Source organism: Actinokineospora guangxiensis (assembly GCF_042657845.1).
GTDB lineage: Bacteria > Actinomycetota > Actinomycetes > Mycobacteriales > Pseudonocardiaceae > Actinokineospora > Actinokineospora guangxiensis.
This window is the reverse complement of the sequence record NZ_JBHSKF010000004.1, coordinates 82,986-99,349: the sequence shown is the minus strand read 5'-3', so window position 1 is coordinate 99,349 and position 16,364 is coordinate 82,986. Positions and strand designations below refer to the sequence as shown.

Genomic DNA, 16,364 nt, shown 5'->3' with positions numbered 1-16,364 from the left:
AGGACACCGCCATGCTGGACGTTTACCCGCCGATCGAGCCGCACGAGACCGGGATGCTCGATGTCGGGGACGGCAACCGGATCTACTGGGAAGCGGTCGGCAACCCCGACGGCAAGCCGCTGGTCTACCTGCACGGCGGCCCCGGCTCGGGCTGCTCGGTCGGCCAGCGCCGCTGGTTCGACCCGGAGAAGTTCCGGGCGGTCCTGTTCGACCAGCGCAACTGCGGCCGCAGCACGCCCAGCGCCGCCGACCCGGCCACGGACCTCTCGACCAACACCACCCAGCACCTCATCGCCGACATCGAGGCGCTGCGCGAGCACCTGGGGATCGAGCGCTGGCTGGTCAGCGGGGCGTCGTGGGGCGCGACGCTGGCCCAGGCCTACGCCCAGGCCCACCCGTCGCGGGTGACCGGGATGGTGCTGATCGCGGTGACCAGCACCCGGCTGAAGGAACTGGAGTGGCTCTACCGGGGCGTCGGGGACTTCTTCCCCGACCGCTGGCCGGACTTCCACGCCCCGGTCGCCGCCGAGGTCGCCGCGGACGCGCCGATCACCGAGATCATCCAGGCCTACTCGCGGCTGCTCGCCGACCCGGACGAGTCGGTCAGGGAAGCCGCGGCCAGGGCCTGGCTGCGCTGGGAGGACACCGCCGTGTCCCTGGAGCCCAGCGGCGTCAAGGACGCCTACAGCACCCGCCTCGACCTTCAGGCGGTCTGTTTCGTGCGCGTCTGCGCGCACTACTTCGGCAACGCGGGCTTCCTGGAGGACGGCGTCCTGGTGCGCGAGGCGGCCCGGCTCGCCGACATCCCCGCGGTGCTCATCCACGGCAGGCACGATCTGAGCGGACCCGCCATCACCGCCTGGGAGCTGGCCCAGAAGTGGACGAGCGCGCGGCTGGAGATCATCGAGGACAGCGGGCACACGGGGAGCCCGGCGTCGCGGCACGCGCTGCTGAGCGCCTTGGCCGAGTTCGCCTGACGGTCCCGCGCGGGAAGCCCGCGCGGGACCTCTCCCAGGGAGGGTCAGGCGATGGTGGTCGTGGTGATCACCGGGTTGGGGTCGGGGAAGCACTTGGTGGCGACGTTGATGTTGCCCAGGAACGAGGAGACGACAGCGGTGAAGGTCAGGCCGGGGTCGCTGTAGCTGGTCCCGGACAGCTTCGTCTCGATCGTGCCGGAGCTGCCCGCAGTGAGGTTCACCGTCACCGTGGGCAGCTCGAAGGCGGCGCCGCCGTTGATCGGGCCGCTGGCGGTGACGGTGGCGACCCCGCCGCTGACGCTGATGTTCGTCGTGCCCACATTGGACCCGCCCGCCAGGGAGGCGGAGACGTAGGTGGAGTTGGCCGGGATCGGCAGCTTCAGCGCGAAGGTCTGCACCCGCCGCACGGTGTAGCCGTTGACCGAGCCCGGGATCGTGTTGGGCGCGGGGTCGATCACCACGGTCAGCGCGCCGCCCGGGGCGACCGTGGCGGGCGCGGTGACCTCGGCGGCCTGGGCGAAGGCGAAGTTCTGCGGGCCGAGCGGAGTGCTGCCCTGACAGGCGAAGTTGACGTTCGCGGGCACGGCGGCGGCCGTCGGGGCGAAGGCGAGCAGGGCGGCGGCGGTGACCGCCATAACCGACAAGGACTTCATCAGGGACACCTCGGGTCGCTTGGGGGGACAGGGAGAGCGCCGCGGCGACCTGATCGTTACTTCCGAGTACCTTTCACGTCAATTGTTGCCGGAATGTGCCGGTCTTCCGGTTGGATACTGCCGGACACACTCGGTCGTGTTGATCATCCCGGGTTGCGCCTGACCGGTGAACGTCCCGCTCAACCACCCGGCCGACCGTTCTCGCCCGGTCGGCGGCCGAGCCGCGGATGACTCCGCACGGGTGGTTGTGTGTTACCCCCGTTTACCCCATAACTGTCTACTTGAGACGGTCTTGGAGTGCCGCCGCCGCCGTCCTGGCCTCCGAGTGCAGCCTCTCCAGCACCGCCGCGACCGGGTCGGCCGAGGCCAGGGCGTAGGACTGGCCCGCCCACAGCGACATCACCTCGGGGTCGCCCGCCGCGCGCACCGGGCGGGTCAGGTGGTGGATCTGCGGGTAGGCCGAGGGCGCCGAGGGGTTCTCGACCAGGAACCGGTTGACCAGCCCCCGCGCGGGCCTGCCGCTGAACGCCCTGGTCAGCGCGGTCTGCCTGCCCCCGGCGGCGAGCGCGGCGCGATGGGCCTCGGCGGTTCCGGCCTCCGGGCACCGCAGGAACGCCGTGCCGAGCTGCGCCGCCACCGCCCCGGCGGCGAGCACCGCGGCCACGTCCGCCCCGTGCACGAGCCCGCCCGCGGCGATGAGCGGCAGCCCGAGCCCGGCCATGAGGCGCAGGGCGGGCAGCAGGTCGTAGAGGGGCGCGCCACCGGGGTGCGCGGTGTCGTCGGCGAAGGTCCCTCGGTGTCCCCCCGCCGCGGCACCCTGCACGCACAGGGCGTCCACCCCGGCCGCGGTGGCCGCCTCGGCCTCGGCGGGCGTGGTGACGGTGGCGATCAGGTGGCTGCCGACCTCGCGAAGGCGGGTCAGCACATCGGCGGCGGGCAGGCCGAAGGTGAACGACACCGCCGGGACCGGGTCCTTGACCAGCAGGTCGACCTTGTCGGCGAACCGGTCGTCATCCCACACCGGCCGACCCGGTTGCACGCCCAGCCTGCGCGCCTCGGCCGCGACGGCGGCCGCGTGGCCGCCGAGCAGCACCTCGGTCCTCGGCCCGGGGACGAACAGGTTGACCCCGAACGCCCCGCCGGTCAGCTCCCGCACGGCCTCGATCCGGCCCGCGAGCGCGGCGGGCGAGAGGTACCCCGCCGCCAGGAACCCCGTCGCCCCCGCGTTGACCGCGGCGGCCACCAGTTCCGGAGTGCTCACGCCACCGGCCATGGGCGCGACGACAACGGGAATCCGCAGCTCGTTGAACACGGACCCACCCTAGGACCCGGCCCTGACGCGCCCGCGCCCAGCCGGAGCCGGGGTCTGTCAGCCGCCCCCGCCGCACCCGCCGCAGCCGCCCCCGCCGCCACCGCACGAACTGCCGCCGCCGCTGTCCCCGCCGGACCCGCCGGACCCGCTGTCCCCGCTGCTCGACGAGCTCGTCGCCCGCTCGTGCTCGGCGAACGCCTGGCTCATCTCCGGGTCCGGGTAGGCCACCAGCCCGGTGAAGGCCACCGGCAGCAGCACAGCCGCCCCTACCGCCATCCCCGCCCGGTGACCGCCGCGAGCGCGGACGTGGGCGAGGGACTCCCGGCCCCGGGGAGTCGGCTTCGGGGTGCGCCCGGCCGAGGCGATCCACGGCACGATGATGAACCAGGCGACCAGGGTGGCCACGAGCGAGCCGACGAGGTAGCCGACCGGGCGGTCGTTGGCGATGCCGGTGATCAGGCGCACGACGCCCGCGACGAGGATCAGGAAGAACACCCAGCCGAGCTTCTTGCCCCGGCGCGCGCGCTCCGGCCTGTGGACCAGGCCCGCGTCGGCCATCCGGCGGTGCAGGTCGAGGGCGGCCGGGCTGGTGGCCATGGCCGGGTAGGTCGTTCGCCTGCGGCCGCGCAGCTCCTGCAGGACGGCGTCCTCGAAGCCGTCGGCGGGCCGGGCCGTCGCGACCGGGGTGTAGCCGCTGGAGCGGCTGACGCGCACCTGTCCGCGCGATGCCAAGCCGGCCAGGGCCGTGTCGCCGACGCGCTTCCAGCCGCCGGAGAGCAGTGCGACGCCGTAGAGGTCGAGGTCGAGCGGGGGTCCGCTCGGGGACCTGCGCACCCAGATGATGAGCGCGATCCCGACGGCGATCGTCAACCCCAGCGCCGACCAGTACAGGGCCAGGAACTGCGGACCGGTCATGGCGGCCTCCTCCACGGTGGATCACCAACGTCGATCACCCGACGTCGAGCACCCGACGTCGGGCACAGTGTGCCGCACCGGCTCCCGCCTGCGAGGCACTTCCGTGGGCTTGGACGCGCGGATCAGGCCTGGCGTTCATCCAGGAGGGCGACGAGTTTCTTCGGCGCCACCGTCCGGTAGGCCTCCTGGACGATCTCGGCGATCTCGTCCCAGTCGACGTCCCCGTCGAGGTACACCCCGAGCCAGCCCCGGTGCCCGACGTAGGGCGGCCGGAAGAACCGGTCGGGGTCCTCGGCGACCATCTCCTCCTGCGCCCCCGGCGGGGCGGCGCACCAGAGGCCCAGCCGCGCCCCGTGGTGCTCGCCGACGAACATCACGAACGTCTTGCGGACGAACCACGTGGGCGAGCCGTGGCTGAGCTTCTCCGTCACCTCCGGGAAGGCGGTGCAGAGCGCGCGCAGCCGCGGCAGCGGGTCGGCCACTACTTCTTCTTCTTGTCCGAGGACTCGTCGGTGGACAGCGCGGCGACGAAGGCTTCCTGGGGGACCTCGACGCGGCCCACCATCTTCATCCGCTTCTTGCCTTCCTTCTGCTTCTCCAGCAGCTTGCGCTTGCGGGTGATGTCGCCGCCGTAGCACTTGGCGAGGACGTCCTTGCGGATGGCGCGGATGGTCTCGCGGGCGATGACGCGCGAGCCGATCGCGGCCTGGATGGGCACCTCGAACTGCTGGCGCGGGATCAGCTCGCGCAGCTTGGTGGCCATCCGGGTGCCGTAGCCGTAGGCGGACTCGCGGTGCACGATCGCGCTGAACGCGTCGACCGCCTCGCCCTGGAGCAGGATGTCGACCTTGACCAGCTCGGACTCCTGCTCGCCGGACTCCTCGTAGTCCAGCGAGGCGTAGCCGCGGGTGCGCGACTTCAGCGCGTCGAAGAAGTCGAAGATGATCTCGCCGAGCGGCATGGTGTAGCGCAGCTCGACGCGGTCCTCGGACAGGTAGTCCATGCCGAGCAGCTGCCCGCGCTTGCCCTGGCACAGCTCCATGATCGTGCCGATGTAGTCGGTCGGGGAGATGATCGTGCACTTGGTGACCGGCTCGAACACGCTGTCGATCTTGCCGACCGGCCAGTCCGACGGGTTGGTGACCGTCAGCTCCTTGCGGTCGTCGGTGATCACCCGGTAGACGACGTTCGGCGCGGTGGAGATCAGGTCGAGGCCGGACTCGCGCTCCAGCCGGTCGCGGGTGATCTCCAGGTGCAGCAGGCCGAGGAAGCCGCAGCGGAAGCCGAAGCCCAGCGCCGCGGAGGTCTCCGGCTCGAAGGTCAGCGCGGCGTCGTTGAGCTGGAGCTTCTCCAGGGCCTCGCGCAGGTCGGGGTAGTCCGAGCCGTCGACCGGGTAGAGTCCTGAGTAGACCATCGGCTGCGGCTCGCGGAAGCCCGCCAGCGGATCGGTCGCGCCCTTGCGCTCGGCGGTCACGGTGTCGCCGACCTTGGACTGGCGGACGTCCTTCACCCCGGTGATCAGGTAGCCGACCTCGCCGACGCCGAGGCCCTTGCACGGCTTGGGCTCGGGGGAGATGATCCCGACCTCCAGCAGCTCGTGCGTGGCGCCGGTGGACATCATCTTGATCCGCTCGCGCGGGGTGATCTTGCCGTCGACCACGCGGATGTAGGTGACCACGCCGCGGTAGGTGTCGTACACCGAGTCGAAGATCATCGCCCGGGACGGCGCGTCGGCCTGTCCGACCGGCGCGGGCACCTGCTTGACGACCTCGTCCAGCAGCTCCTTGACCCCGACGCCGGTCTTGGCCGAGACCCGCAGCACGTCGGTGGGCTCGCAGCCGATGATGTTCGCCAGCTCGGCGGAGTACTTCTCCGGGTCGGCGGCGGGCAGGTCGATCTTGTTCAGCACCGGGACGATGTGCAGGTCGCGGTCGAGGGCCATGTAGAGGTTGGCCAGCGTCTGCGCCTCGATGCCCTGGGCGGCGTCGACCAGCAGGATCGCGCCCTCGCAGGCGTCCAGGGCCCGGGAGACCTCGTAGGTGAAGTCCACGTGGCCCGGGGTGTCGATCATGTGGAGAACGTGGTCGGAGCCGTCGACCTGCCAGGGCAGGCGCACGTTCTGCGCCTTGATGGTGATGCCGCGCTCGCGCTCGATGTCCATGCGGTCGAGGTACTGGGCACGCATGGCGCGCTCCTCGACCACGCCGGTGATCTGCAGCATCCGGTCGGCCAGGGTCGACTTGCCGTGGTCGATGTGGGCGATGATGCAGAAGTTGCGGATCTGCTCCGGCGCCGTGAAGGTCGTGTCCGCGAACGTAGCCACTCAGGTCCCTCGCATGGTCAATGGGTCGTCCCTATCGTCCCATGCGGCCCGATACCGCATGTCACGGGACTTGGAGAGGGCCCCTGGCGACGAGCCCCCCTCCAAGCCCGCGGCGTGGAGCCGATCAGTCGACCCGGGCCACGAAGGCGTGCCACGAGGTGGCCGGGAAGCTCAACTCGCCACTCACAGGGCTCTTGGAATCCCGCACCCCAGCCTCGACAACCCCTAGCGCCACCTCGACGCACGCTTGATTCTCGTTGCTACGAGTGCTCTTACGCCAGCGCCGGGATGCGGCGTTACGTGCAGCCATATTCAGCTCCTCTGCTTCCAGGTGCTCGCGATCTCAGCGATCAGGCGAGCTGACGCCTCAGGATTGAGCGCAATATCAGTCAAGCGGTCGAAGTGGGAGCTGTACACCGCTAGCTCGGCCTCGTCCTCGACATAGGTCCCGTTCTCGATCCCTTCTTCGTAGGCGGCTCCAGGAGCGTCGTCGGTGAAGCTCATCAGGTGATATGCGGCTCCGATCCCTGAGAACTCGCCGAGGGACGACGGCAGAATCCGCACTGTGACGTTGTCTTGCTTGCCGCGCCGGATGAGATGGTCAAGCTGATCGGCCATTACCGCAGCTCCACCGATGGGTAGGTGCAGCGAGGGCTCATGCAGGATCGCGTGCAGGCGAAGCGGGGAGCCGATCTCGTCAAGGCGCGCTTGGCGGCGAAGCCGCAGAGCGCGGCGCTCGGTGATCACGTCTTGCGCCACACCGCGACGAGCCACCCCGAGCAGCGCATCCGCGTATCCTTCGGTCTGAAGCAGGCCGGTCACCAGGACCGTCTCCACCGTCCGGACCTCGCTGGCATCCGCCTCGGTCTCGACGAAATCCTTGAAGTTCCCTCGAAGGCTCTCCGGACCGAACGACCCGAGCAGGTCCTGGCCGGCAGTCGCGGAGATCGCCCAGCGGACAACCTCATCCCGCTCGTCGTCGCCGACGCCCAGGACCACGGCCAGCGCGATGATCTCGGCGGGCCCCACGACCGCGTCCGCGCGTTCGATCCGGCTCACCTTCGCGTCCGACCACCGCAGGCGCTTCGCCACGTCCTCCTGCGTGAGCTTGCGGTCGGTGCGCCACCGCCTGATGACGCGGGCCACCCGACGCTGACGAACGTTCGGGCCGTCCTTCTTGGGCACCAGTCCTCCTGGCCTTTCTGATCAACAGGACATATGGCAGTCGAACCCTAACCCGCAACCAATGCACCGTTCGGGTGAACCTGAGAATTCTCACCGGCTCGACTTGCTTTGAGCAAAGCTCTCACGCACGCTGACCATTGTAGCTTAGAGTGACGGTTGATCCTGCGATCCGACACCCCTGGAGCGAACCGCAGAAATCGGCTCTGAGCAGCAGATTCATAAAGGAAAAAGGGAGTCGCTTACCCGTCACGCAGACTGCCGGTCATCTGGCTTACCAGTACTGACAGTAACGATCGTGAGGAAAGAGCATGAATGTCACAGCAGACGACTTCCCGGCTGTCCCGTTCAACGAGGACGGCGAGCGGTTGCCGTTCAGCGAGCCGGAGATCGATCGGCTGGTTCCGCTCATGACCGAGCACTACGCGCCGAGAAGGTTCGCGTTGTGCCAGATCGATCGGGACGACGAGGGGCGGCCGTTCGACGTGTGCGTGATCGCCTGGGGGCTTCAGGTCGGGCAAGACGACGACTCGGTGGTGGTCTTCGGCTACCCGGACGGGAGCGACCGGGCAATGCACGGGACGTTCCAGTCCGCCGACAACGCCTTGCGCATCCTGCGTGGGCGCGACGACGTCCGCCTCGCCTGGGCGGACCCGGAGACCGCGTGAGGGCTCCGGTCGGTGTCAGGCCAGCCTGGTCACCTCGACGGTCACCTCGATCGCCGAGGCCGCTCCCCCGCTGTAGGTGCCCTTGACCGGGGAGACGTCGGCGTAGTCGCGGCCGATGGCCACCCAGATGTGGCGGGGGCCGATCTCGATGTCGTTGGTGGGGTCGAAGCCCCACCAGCCGCCGGTCCACGCCTCGATCCAGGCGTGGCTCTCGCCGGTGATCGTCTCGCCGATGCGGCCGTCGGGCTTGGGGTAGAGGTAGCCGGAGACGTAGCGGGCCGGGATGCCGATCGCGCGCAGCATCGCCAGGGTGACGTGGGCGTAATCCTGGCAGACGCCCTCGCCGTTGCGCCAGGCGTCGACCGCCGAGCTGCTCACCCCGGTGGTGCCGCGCTGGTAGGTCATGCGGTCGTGCACGGTCTCGGCGATGGCCAGGACCGCCTCGTGGGGCTTGCGGGTCTTGCGCAGCGAGGTGGCCAGCCTGGTCAGCTCGGTGTGCTTGGGGACGTAGCCGGTCCACTCCAGGTACTCGGCGTAGCGGTCGAGCACCGCGTCGCTCTTGAGGTCGGCCCAGGTGGCGGCGTCGACGGGCTCGACGACGTCGCCGGTCTCGACCACCGACGACGAGGTGATCTTCAGCTCGGTGTGCGGGGCGTGCAGGTCGAAGGAGGTGACCTCGGTGCCCCAGTAGTCGGTGTAGCGGTAGGAGCGGGTGGGCGGGGAGGTCTCGATGCGGCTGACCACGAGGTTCTGCCAGCGGTCGCTGCGCGGGGTGAGGCGGGCCTCGTTGTAGGACTGCACCACCGGGGCCCCGTACCGGTATCCGGTCGTGTGCACGACCCTGATCCGCCACGCCTGCTGGCCCGTCGACTCGCTCACAGGGAGACCTCCGCGTTCGTCCAGGCCACCCACGGCACCGAGTGGAAGTACTGCTGGGACACCGCCTCGCCGACCTCGCGGACCGTGGCCTGCAGGGTCAGCAGGCGGTCGGTGAGGTGCTCCAGGAGTTCGTCGGGGCGCAGGAACTCCAGGTCGGAGCGGGCCTTGCCGAGCAGCCGGATGGCCTCGGCCTTGGTGCCCACGCGCGCGGACGGGCGGTGGTCGAGCTGTTCCAGGCACGACTCGGCCTGGCGCAGCGCGTGGAACACCGAGCGCGGGAACAGCCGGTCCAGCAGCAGGAACTGCACGACCCGCCGGGCGTCGAGCGCGCCGCGGTAGGTGCGCAGGTAGGTGTCGTGCGCGCCCGCCGAGCGCAGGACCGTCACCCAGCCGGGAGAGGACGGCTTGTCGTTGACCCGCGACATCAGCAGCCGCACGATCATGTCGACGCGCTCGACGGAGCGGCCCAGGACCAGGAATCGCCAGCCGTCGTCGCGGCTCATGGTCGAGTCGGCCAAGCCCGCGAACATGGCGGCGCGCTCCTCCACGAAGGAGAAGAACGAGTGCGGGCCGGTGCGCTTGGCCTGCTTCTGCCGGTCCGGCAGCGCGTTCCACATCGCGTTGACGCACTCCCACAGCTCGGTGGAGACCACCTCGCGGGCGACGCGGGCGTTCTCCCTGGCGCTGGAGATCGAGGAGACGATCGAGCCGGAGTGCTCGCGGGAGAAGGCGACCAGGTCGGTCAGCGGGCGCACGTCGAGCAGGCCGCCGTCGGGGGCGGCCATGCCCAGCACGGCCAGCAGCTGGCGGCTGGTCGCGTCGGCGTCGACGGTCGCGTCCTCCAGCAGGTGGTGCACCGAGACGTCGAGGATGCGCGCGGTGTCGTCGGCGCGTTCGACGTAGCGGCCGATCCAGTACAGCGACTCGGCGTTGCGGGCCAGCATCGCGCCTCCCCTACTGCTGCTGTTGCTGCTGTTGCTGGGATGAGGTCAGCTCCGGGCCGCGCTCGGGCGCCAGCTCCTCGGCGGGCGCGCCCGCCAGGCCCGCGCCGCTGAGTTCGGCGTCCTCGCCCGAGGAGCGCGCGGCGAGCACCCAGGTGTCCTTGGAGCCGCCGCCCTGCGAGGAGTTGACGACCAGGCTGCCCTCCGGCAGCGCGACCCTGGTCAGGCCGCCGGGCAGCACGAACACCGACTTGCCGTCGTTGACCGCGAAGGGCCGCAGGTCGACGTGGCGGGGCTTGAGCCGCTGGCCGACCTTCGTCGGCACGGTCGAGAGCTGCACGACCGGCTGGGCGATCCACCCGCGCGGGTTGGCCCGCACGCGCTTGCGCAGCGCGGCCAGCTCCTTGGCCGTGCTGCTGGGCCCGAACACGATGCCGTAGCCTCCCGAGCCCTCCACCGGCTTGACGACCAGCTCCGCGATGCGGTCGAGCACCTGCTCCTGCTCATCGGGCAGCCAACACCGGAAGGTGTCCACATTGGGCAACAGCGGTGTTTCGCCCAGGTAATACTTGAGGATCTCGGGCAGGTAGGCGTAGACGAGCTTGTCGTCGCCGACGCCGTTGCCGACGGCGTTGGCGATGACGACGTTCCCCGCGCGGGCGGCGTTGAGCACGCCCGCGATGCCCAGCACCGAGTCCGGCCGGAACTGCACGGGGTCGAGGAACTCGTCATCGATGCGCCGGTAGATGACGTCGACCGGCCGCTCGCCCTCGGTGGTCCGCAGGTAGACGACGTTGTCGCGGCAGAACAGGTCGCGGCCCTCGACCAGCTCCACGCCCATCTGGCGGGCCAGCAGCGAGTGCTCGAAGTAGGCCGAGTTGTGCACGCCCGGGGTCAGCACCACGACGTTCGGATCGGCCACATTGGACGCCGCCGCGTCGCGCAGCGAGCGCAGCAGGTGCACGGCGTAGTCGCCGACCGCGCGCACCCGGTGCTTGGCGAAGAGGTCGGGGAAGACCCTGGCCATCGTGCGCCGGTTCTCCATCACGTACGACACGCCCGAGGGGTTGCGCAGGTTGTCCTCCAGCACCCGGAAGGTGCCCTCCTCGTCGCGCACGACGTCGATGCCGGAGACGTGGATGCGCACGCCGTTGGGCGGGACGATGCCCGCGGCCGAGCGGTGGAAGTGGTCGCAGGAGGTGATCAGCCGCCGGGGCAGCACCCCGTCGCGGATGATCTGCTGGTCGCCGTAGATGTCGGCGAGGAACGCCTCCAGCGCGCGGACCCGCTGCACGATGCCGCGCTCCAGGCGCACCCACTCGGCGGCGGCGATCACCCTCGGCACGAGGTCGAGCGGGAAGGGGCGCTCCTGGCCGGACAGCGAGAACGTGATGCCCTGGTCGACCAGCGCGCGGTCGAGCGCCTCGGAGCGGGCGGTCAGGTCGCCCGGCTGGAGTGTCCCCAGGTGCTCGCGCAGCCTGCGGTAGGCCGAGCGGACGCCGGAGTCGGCGGCGAACATCTCGTCGTAGGCGCCCGCGTGCGGGCGCCGGGGATCAAGGTAGCCGTCGAACAGCTCCCCGAGGTCCGGTCCGGTGTCCCTGCGCCCGCGTCGCTCCATCGTGGCATCTTCACCCACCGGGGCGGCGGCTGTCACGACGCATGGGGTGCTCGGCCGGGATCTCCACGAGCACGACCTTGATCCCGTCCGGGTCGGCCAGCCAGGATTCCCGCAGGCCCCAGGGCTCCAGCCGGGGCTCGCGGTCGATGGCCGCGCCCCGCTCGCGCAGCTGCGCGACGGCGGCGTCGAGGTCGCGCACCTGCAGCCAGATCGCCACGTCCGGGGCTGGTGGGCCATGCCCCCGGCCGGAGACCTCCAAGTGGCCGTTGCCCGCGAAGAACACGGTGCCGCCGGGGAACTCCCGGTAGACGGCCAGGCCGAGGACATCGCGGTAGAAGGCCAGCGACCGCTCCCGGTCGCGCGGGCGGACGATCAGCCTGCTGCTCAGGAACTCCATGTCCTCCGTCCTACCGGACCGGGCGCGCGACTACTGTCCGAGGGCATGCTGACTTCGGACGACCCGCGTCCCGCCCGCGGCGCGGTCTGGCAGGTGCCGACCGCCGACCGGCCCGACGCCATCGAGTACTCCCCCCGCCTCGACGGCGACGCCGACCCCGGCGAGATCGTCTGGGCCTGGGTGCCCTACGAGGACGACCCGACCCGGGGCAAGGACCGCCCGCTGCTGGTCGTCGGCCGGGCCGGGCACACCCTGCGGGCGCTACAGCTCACCTCGAAGGAGCCGCGCCGCGTCGACATCGACGACTGGGTGGAGCTGGGCTCGGGCGGCTGGGACCGCGACGGGCGGGTCTCCTGGGTGCGCGTCGACCGGCTCTTCGAGCTGGGCGAGGACGACATCCGCCGGGAGGGCGCCGTGCTGCCCCAGGACCGCTTCGCCGTGGTGGCGGCGGCGCTGCGGGAGCGCTACGGCTGGCGCTGACTCTGGAAAATGTGATATCACTTTGCTAGGCATCAGCTAGCAGAGGGGGTTCCCATGTCCACCGACACGGTTCCGGCCGTCCCACCACCGCACGTGCGGGAGAGGGTCGCGCTGACCACAGCGGGCATGCCGATGGTGGGCGTCGGCACGGTGCTCGCCCTCGGCGGGCTGGCGCTGATCGGCCTCGGCATCGCGGGGTTCGCGGGCGGCGTCTCCATGGCCAACGGGCTGGCCGGGACGGTCGTGGTGCTGGGGGTGGTGGCGGTCGTCGGCGCCGCGCTCGTCTTCGGCGGACTGACCATGGTCAACCCGAACGAGGCCAGGGTGCTGCAGTTCCTCGGCCGCTACACCGGCACGCTGCGCCTGGACGGGCTGCGCTGGGTGAACCCGTTCACCACGCGCAGGCGGGTCTCCACCCGCATCCGCAACCACGAGACCGCGGTCATGAAGGTCAACGACGCCGAGGGCAACCCGATCGAGATCGCCGCGGTCGTGGTCTGGCAGGTCGAGGACACCGCGCGCGCGGTCTTCGAGGTGGACGACTTCATCGAGTTCGTCGGCATCCAGACCGAGACGGCGGTGCGCCACATCGCCACGTCCTACCCCTACGACGAGCACAGCGACATCAACCGGCTCTCCTTGCGGGAGAACGCCGACGAGATCACCCACAAGCTCTCCGCCGAGGTCTCGGCCAGGGTGGAGGCCGCGGGCGTACACATCATCGAGTCGCGGATCACCCACCTCGCCTACGCTCCGGAGATCGCCATGGCCATGCTGCGCCGCCAGCAGGCGGGCGCCGTGGTCGCGGCGCGGGCGCGGATCGTGGAGGGCGCGGTGGGCATGGTGCAGATGGCCCTGGACGAGTTGGCCGCGCAGGACGTGGTCGAGCTGGACGAGGAGCGCAAGGCGGCGATGGTGTCCAACCTCCTGGTGGTCCTGTGCAGTGACCACGACGCACAGCCCGTGGTGAACACGGGGTCGCTCTACACCTGATGGCCGAGCGCAAGAAGGTCCTGCTCCGCCTGGACCCCGCGATCCACGACGCGGTGGCCCGGTGGGCCGGGGACGAGCTGCGCAGCGTCAACGCCCAGATCGAGTTCCTGCTGCGCCGGGCGCTGGCCGACGCGGGCCGCCTGCCCACCGACGCGGGCGGCCCACCCCGCCGGGGCCGACCGCCGAAGGCCGACTGACCCCTGCTAACCTGGCTCTTCGCGTCGTACGGCACTCCGCAGTGGAGGAGAACCGGGTCTCACCCGGAGCCACCTGATGTGCGCCGCGACACACCACACCGCGAAGGAAGGCGTCAGCCATGGCCAACATCAAGAGCCAGATGAAGCGCATCAAGACCGCTGAGAAGGCCCGTCAGCGCAACAAGGCCGTGAAGTCCGCCGTCAAGACCGCGGTGCGCAAGTTCCGCGAGGCCGCCGACGCAGGCGAGCGCGACCAGGCCCAGACCCTGCTCCGCGACGCCAGCCGCGCCCTCGACAAGGCGGCCAGCAAGGGCGTCCTGCACGCCAACCAGGCCGCCAACAAGAAGTCGGCCATGGCGTCGCGCTTCAACAAGCTGGGCTGAGCCCACCGGCCTTCCGACAGCGCCGTTCCCCACAGGGGAGCGGCGCTGTCGCGTTTCCAGGTTCGCCCATGAGGTCCGGTCGCGCGACCCCGGCTCCGATCGTGCGTGCGAGACTCGCGCAATGGACCCGAAACCCCCGTCGGCGGCGCGAACATCGCTGTCGCACATCATGACCGCCCTCGACACCAACCTCCTGGGCACCGTCCACGGCGGCGTGGTCATGAAACTCGTGGACGACGTCGCGGGCGCGGTCGCCCAGCGCCACTCCGGCGGCCCCGCGGTCACCGCGGCCATGGACGGCATGACCTTCCTGCACCCGGTGCGCGTCGGCGACCTGGTGCACGCCCACGCCCAGGTGAACTGGGCAGGCCGCTCGTCGATGGAGGTCGGCGTCCGCGTCCTGGCCGAGCCGTGGGACCGCGCCGGGGTACCCCCGCTGCGCGTGGCCTCCGCCTACCTGGTCTTCGTCGCCGTCGACGCCGACGGCAACCCCCGCCCGGTCCCCGCCGTCCTCCCGGAGACCGCCGAGGACCACCGCCGCCTCCGCGAGGCCGAGATCCGCCGCAAGCACCGCCTGGAACGCCGCACCGAGATCATGGCCAGCCGCGAGACCCAGCCCTGACCGACCGGCGAGCGCCGCCCGCCTCCGGCTCCCGTTGCGCCCCTGTCCACAAGCCCACCAAAACGCCTGGCAACCACCATGATCAGCCGGATAACCTGGCGGCGGGGGGCCGGATGCTCGGGCTGCCCGGCCGCCCGCGCTGCCAGATGCGCACCTTGGAGCGGGCCACACCGCGATCCCTGGCCTCCGCCGCGGTGGCCCGCGCGGTCGTGCCGCTGTGGCCGGCGGTGCTCGCCCTGTGGCCAGGTGGTGCGCCGCGGCTGCTCGGGGCGAACGACCTGAGCTGTCCGGACGCGCCGGACTGGGCTGTGAGTGGGGCGGCGCGCCAGTCACCATCGTGCCGGCGGTGGGCGTCGCGCCGGCCTGGTGGGACTGCCCCCGGCCGGGGTGCGGCCCGCGTGGCCGGTGGGCTACTCGGTCCGGTGCTCACCCTGCCCGCCGCTTGGGCGACCGAAGCCCTGCCGGGCCGTGGCGGCGCACTGCTCCGGGGGGGGCGGCGCGGGCTGAGCGGCACGTGGTCGCCGCTGGCGCCCGCCGCGATCGGCTACGCGCCGGCCGCACTCGTCACGACCCGGAGCCAACGGTCTACTTAGGCCCCTCGCGCCTTCGCCATGCGCAGGACGGCGCGCTCCAGGGCGTAGTCGGCGTCGACCGCGGCGCCCTTGACGTCGGCGTTGACCTCGGCGGCGATGTGCATCGCCTCGACAAGTCCCTCCGCGCGCCAGCCGCGCGACTGGGCGACGGCCTTCTTCACCTTCCACGGCGGCATGCCCAGCTGTTGGGCCAGCCGGAACGGGTCGGCGCGGCCCGCCCCCGCCACCCTGGCCACGGTACGTACGGCGTCGGCGAGGGCGTCGGCGACCAGGACGTGCGCGACGCCCAGTTGCAGCGCCCAGCGCAGCGCCTCCAGCGCGCCCGCGACGTCGCCGGTGATCGCCTTCTCGGCGACTGCGAAGCCGGTCACGTCGGCGCGGCCGCGGTGGTAGCGGCGCACCTCCTCCTCGGTGACGTCGCCACCGGAGTCCGAGACCAGCTGCGCGGCGGCGGCGGCCAGCTCGCGCAGGTCCGAGCCCACCGAGTCGATCAGCGCGGCGACCGCGCGCGGGTCGGCGCGCCCGCCCGCCCGCCGGATCTCCTCCTTGACGAAGGCGTCCCGTTCGGCGGGCTTGGTGATCTTCGGGCAGTCGGTGACGGCCGCTCCGAGCTTGCGCAGCAGGGCCACCAGGTCCTTGCCCGTCTTGCGCCCGCCGCCGTTGTGCACGACCACCAGGACGATCCCGTCGGCGGGTTCCTTGGCGTAGGCCGAGACGGCCGCCGCGATGTCCTGGGTGATCTCGTGGGCGGCGTCGAGGACAACCACCCTGCCCTCGGCGAACAGCGACGGCGAGACCAGCTCGGCCAGCTCCGGGGGTGTGAGGTCAGCCACCCGGACCCGGGTCAGGTCGGCGGCGGGGTCGGCGGCGCGGGCTTCGTCGAGTGCGGCGCGGAGCGCGCGTTCGACCAGCAGTTCCTCATCGCCGATGACCAAGCGCAGCGGGGCGGGGGCGTCCGCGGGCGGGTTCACACCGGCATCCTGCCATGCCCGCGGGAAGCGCAAGGTCTCTCGCATCGTGGACGCGGCCGTGGCCGCCGCCCGCACGGGTGCCGTACCGTGTCCGGCAGGTCGCATCGCGGCCCGCACAACTGAATACCGCTCATCCAGAGGGGCAGAGGGAACGGCCCGACGAAGCCCCGGCAACCGGCGTAAGTGCCATCTCGACCACGAGAAGGCCACGACCACGGTGCCAATTCCGACCCGCGCACGCGGGAGAGATGAGGAGTTGC

The 16,364-nt window shown here is 71.2% G+C and carries 19 protein-coding genes and 1 riboswitch; of the genes, 7 read left to right on the top strand and 12 right to left on the bottom strand.

Going from position 1 to position 16,364, the window contains the following annotated elements; all coding sequences use genetic code 11:
* Positions 1 to 11 precede the first annotated feature (11 nt).
* Positions 12 to 977: a prolyl aminopeptidase gene (gene pip / locus ACFPM7_RS10650; RefSeq protein ID WP_378246563.1), complete on the top strand. Its 966-nt coding sequence runs from the start codon at positions 12 to 14 to the stop codon at positions 975 to 977.
* Positions 978 to 1,021: 44 nt separating this feature from the next.
* Here pip and ACFPM7_RS10645 read toward each other — a convergent pair whose 3' ends face one another.
* The 7 genes from ACFPM7_RS10645 to ACFPM7_RS10615 all read right to left on the bottom strand — a co-directional run bounded on the left by ACFPM7_RS10645 (position 1,022) and on the right by ACFPM7_RS10615 (position 7,365).
* The gene (locus ACFPM7_RS10645; RefSeq protein WP_378246561.1) at positions 1,022 to 1,630 is read right to left on the bottom strand and encodes a cyclase; all 609 of its coding nucleotides are present in this window, start codon (positions 1,628 to 1,630) and stop codon (positions 1,022 to 1,024) included.
* Positions 1,631 to 1,907: 277 nt separating this feature from the next.
* Positions 1,908 to 2,942, bottom strand: coding sequence for an NAD(P)H-dependent flavin oxidoreductase (locus ACFPM7_RS10640; RefSeq protein WP_378246559.1), 1,035 nt, complete (start codon positions 2,940 to 2,942; stop codon positions 1,908 to 1,910).
* 57 nt (positions 2,943 to 2,999) lie between these two features.
* Positions 3,000 to 3,857: a TIGR04222 domain-containing membrane protein gene (locus ACFPM7_RS10635; RefSeq protein ID WP_378246557.1), complete on the bottom strand. Its 858-nt coding sequence runs from the start codon at positions 3,855 to 3,857 to the stop codon at positions 3,000 to 3,002.
* Positions 3,858 to 3,979: 122 nt separating this feature from the next.
* Positions 3,980 to 4,339: an MmcQ/YjbR family DNA-binding protein gene (locus tag ACFPM7_RS10630; protein ID WP_378246555.1), complete on the bottom strand. Its 360-nt coding sequence runs from the start codon at positions 4,337 to 4,339 to the stop codon at positions 3,980 to 3,982.
* Complete coding sequence (lepA, locus tag ACFPM7_RS10625; RefSeq protein ID WP_378246553.1) at positions 4,339 to 6,180, bottom strand: translation elongation factor 4; 1,842 nt, start codon at positions 6,178 to 6,180, stop codon at positions 4,339 to 4,341. The genes ACFPM7_RS10630 and lepA overlap by 1 nt, the downstream gene beginning before the upstream one ends.
* Before the next feature lie 124 nt (positions 6,181 to 6,304).
* A complete protein-coding gene (locus ACFPM7_RS10620) occupies positions 6,305 to 6,490 on the bottom strand; it encodes a DUF397 domain-containing protein (RefSeq protein WP_378246551.1) in 186 nt (61 codons plus the stop codon).
* A gap of 2 nt (positions 6,491 to 6,492) precedes the next feature.
* The gene (locus ACFPM7_RS10615) at positions 6,493 to 7,365 is read right to left on the bottom strand and encodes a helix-turn-helix domain-containing protein (RefSeq protein WP_378246549.1); all 873 of its coding nucleotides are present in this window, start codon (positions 7,363 to 7,365) and stop codon (positions 6,493 to 6,495) included.
* A gap of 308 nt (positions 7,366 to 7,673) precedes the next feature.
* On the opposite strand from ACFPM7_RS10615, the gene ACFPM7_RS10610 reads away from it, so the two are divergent.
* Positions 7,674 to 8,030, top strand: a complete 357-nt coding sequence (locus tag ACFPM7_RS10610) for a hypothetical protein (RefSeq protein WP_378246547.1) — start codon at positions 7,674 to 7,676, stop codon at positions 8,028 to 8,030.
* Between the two features lie 15 nt (positions 8,031 to 8,045).
* Here the strand turns inward: ACFPM7_RS10610 and ACFPM7_RS10605 are convergent, their stop codons facing one another.
* Genes ACFPM7_RS10605 through ACFPM7_RS10590 form a run of 4 tightly spaced genes read right to left on the bottom strand, consistent with a single transcriptional unit; the run spans position 8,046 to position 11,865 of the window.
* Entirely contained in the window at positions 8,046 to 8,909 is an 864-nt protein-coding gene (locus tag ACFPM7_RS10605; protein WP_378246545.1) for a transglutaminase family protein, read from the bottom strand.
* The gene (locus ACFPM7_RS10600; protein WP_378246543.1) at positions 8,906 to 9,853 is read right to left on the bottom strand and encodes an alpha-E domain-containing protein; all 948 of its coding nucleotides are present in this window, start codon (positions 9,851 to 9,853) and stop codon (positions 8,906 to 8,908) included. The genes ACFPM7_RS10605 and ACFPM7_RS10600 overlap by 4 nt, the downstream gene beginning before the upstream one ends.
* A 10-nt stretch (positions 9,854 to 9,863) precedes the next feature.
* A complete protein-coding gene (locus ACFPM7_RS10595) occupies positions 9,864 to 11,468 on the bottom strand; it encodes a circularly permuted type 2 ATP-grasp protein (RefSeq protein WP_378246541.1) in 1,605 nt (534 codons plus the stop codon).
* A 10-nt stretch (positions 11,469 to 11,478) separates the two neighbouring features.
* Positions 11,479 to 11,865 carry a VOC family protein gene (locus ACFPM7_RS10590; protein WP_378246539.1) on the bottom strand — a complete coding sequence of 129 codons (387 nt, stop codon included), beginning with the start codon at positions 11,863 to 11,865 and terminating at the stop codon, positions 11,479 to 11,481.
* A 45-nt stretch (positions 11,866 to 11,910) separates the two neighbouring features.
* Between ACFPM7_RS10590 and ACFPM7_RS10585 the strand changes: the two genes are divergently transcribed.
* The 5 genes from ACFPM7_RS10585 to ACFPM7_RS10565 all read left to right on the top strand — a co-directional run bounded on the left by ACFPM7_RS10585 (position 11,911) and on the right by ACFPM7_RS10565 (position 14,540).
* The gene (locus tag ACFPM7_RS10585; protein WP_378246537.1) at positions 11,911 to 12,345 is read left to right on the top strand and encodes a type II toxin-antitoxin system PemK/MazF family toxin; all 435 of its coding nucleotides are present in this window, start codon (positions 11,911 to 11,913) and stop codon (positions 12,343 to 12,345) included.
* A 54-nt stretch (positions 12,346 to 12,399) separates the two neighbouring features.
* Positions 12,400 to 13,338, top strand: a complete 939-nt coding sequence (locus tag ACFPM7_RS10580; RefSeq protein WP_378246535.1) for an SPFH domain-containing protein — start codon at positions 12,400 to 12,402, stop codon at positions 13,336 to 13,338.
* Positions 13,338 to 13,535 carry a type II toxin-antitoxin system antitoxin gene (locus ACFPM7_RS10575; protein WP_378246533.1) on the top strand — a complete coding sequence of 66 codons (198 nt, stop codon included), beginning with the start codon at positions 13,338 to 13,340 and terminating at the stop codon, positions 13,533 to 13,535. The genes ACFPM7_RS10580 and ACFPM7_RS10575 overlap by 1 nt, the downstream gene beginning before the upstream one ends.
* Positions 13,536 to 13,654: 119 nt before the next feature.
* Entirely contained in the window at positions 13,655 to 13,918 is a 264-nt protein-coding gene (rpsT, locus tag ACFPM7_RS10570; RefSeq protein ID WP_378246532.1) for a 30S ribosomal protein S20, read from the top strand.
* 121 nt (positions 13,919 to 14,039) lie between these two features.
* Positions 14,040 to 14,540 (top strand): acyl-CoA thioesterase, encoded by a 501-nt coding sequence (locus tag ACFPM7_RS10565; RefSeq protein ID WP_378246530.1) that lies wholly within the window; start codon positions 14,040 to 14,042, stop codon positions 14,538 to 14,540.
* Positions 14,541 to 15,129: 589 nt separating this feature from the next.
* On the opposite strand, the gene holA is transcribed toward ACFPM7_RS10565, so the two are convergent.
* Positions 15,130 to 16,104, bottom strand: coding sequence for a DNA polymerase III subunit delta (gene holA, locus ACFPM7_RS10560; RefSeq protein ID WP_378246528.1), 975 nt, complete (start codon positions 16,102 to 16,104; stop codon positions 15,130 to 15,132).
* Positions 16,105 to 16,231: 127 nt separating this feature from the next.
* Positions 16,232 to 16,359, top strand: a riboswitch (SAM riboswitch).
* Positions 16,360 to 16,364: the final 5 nt, after the last annotated feature.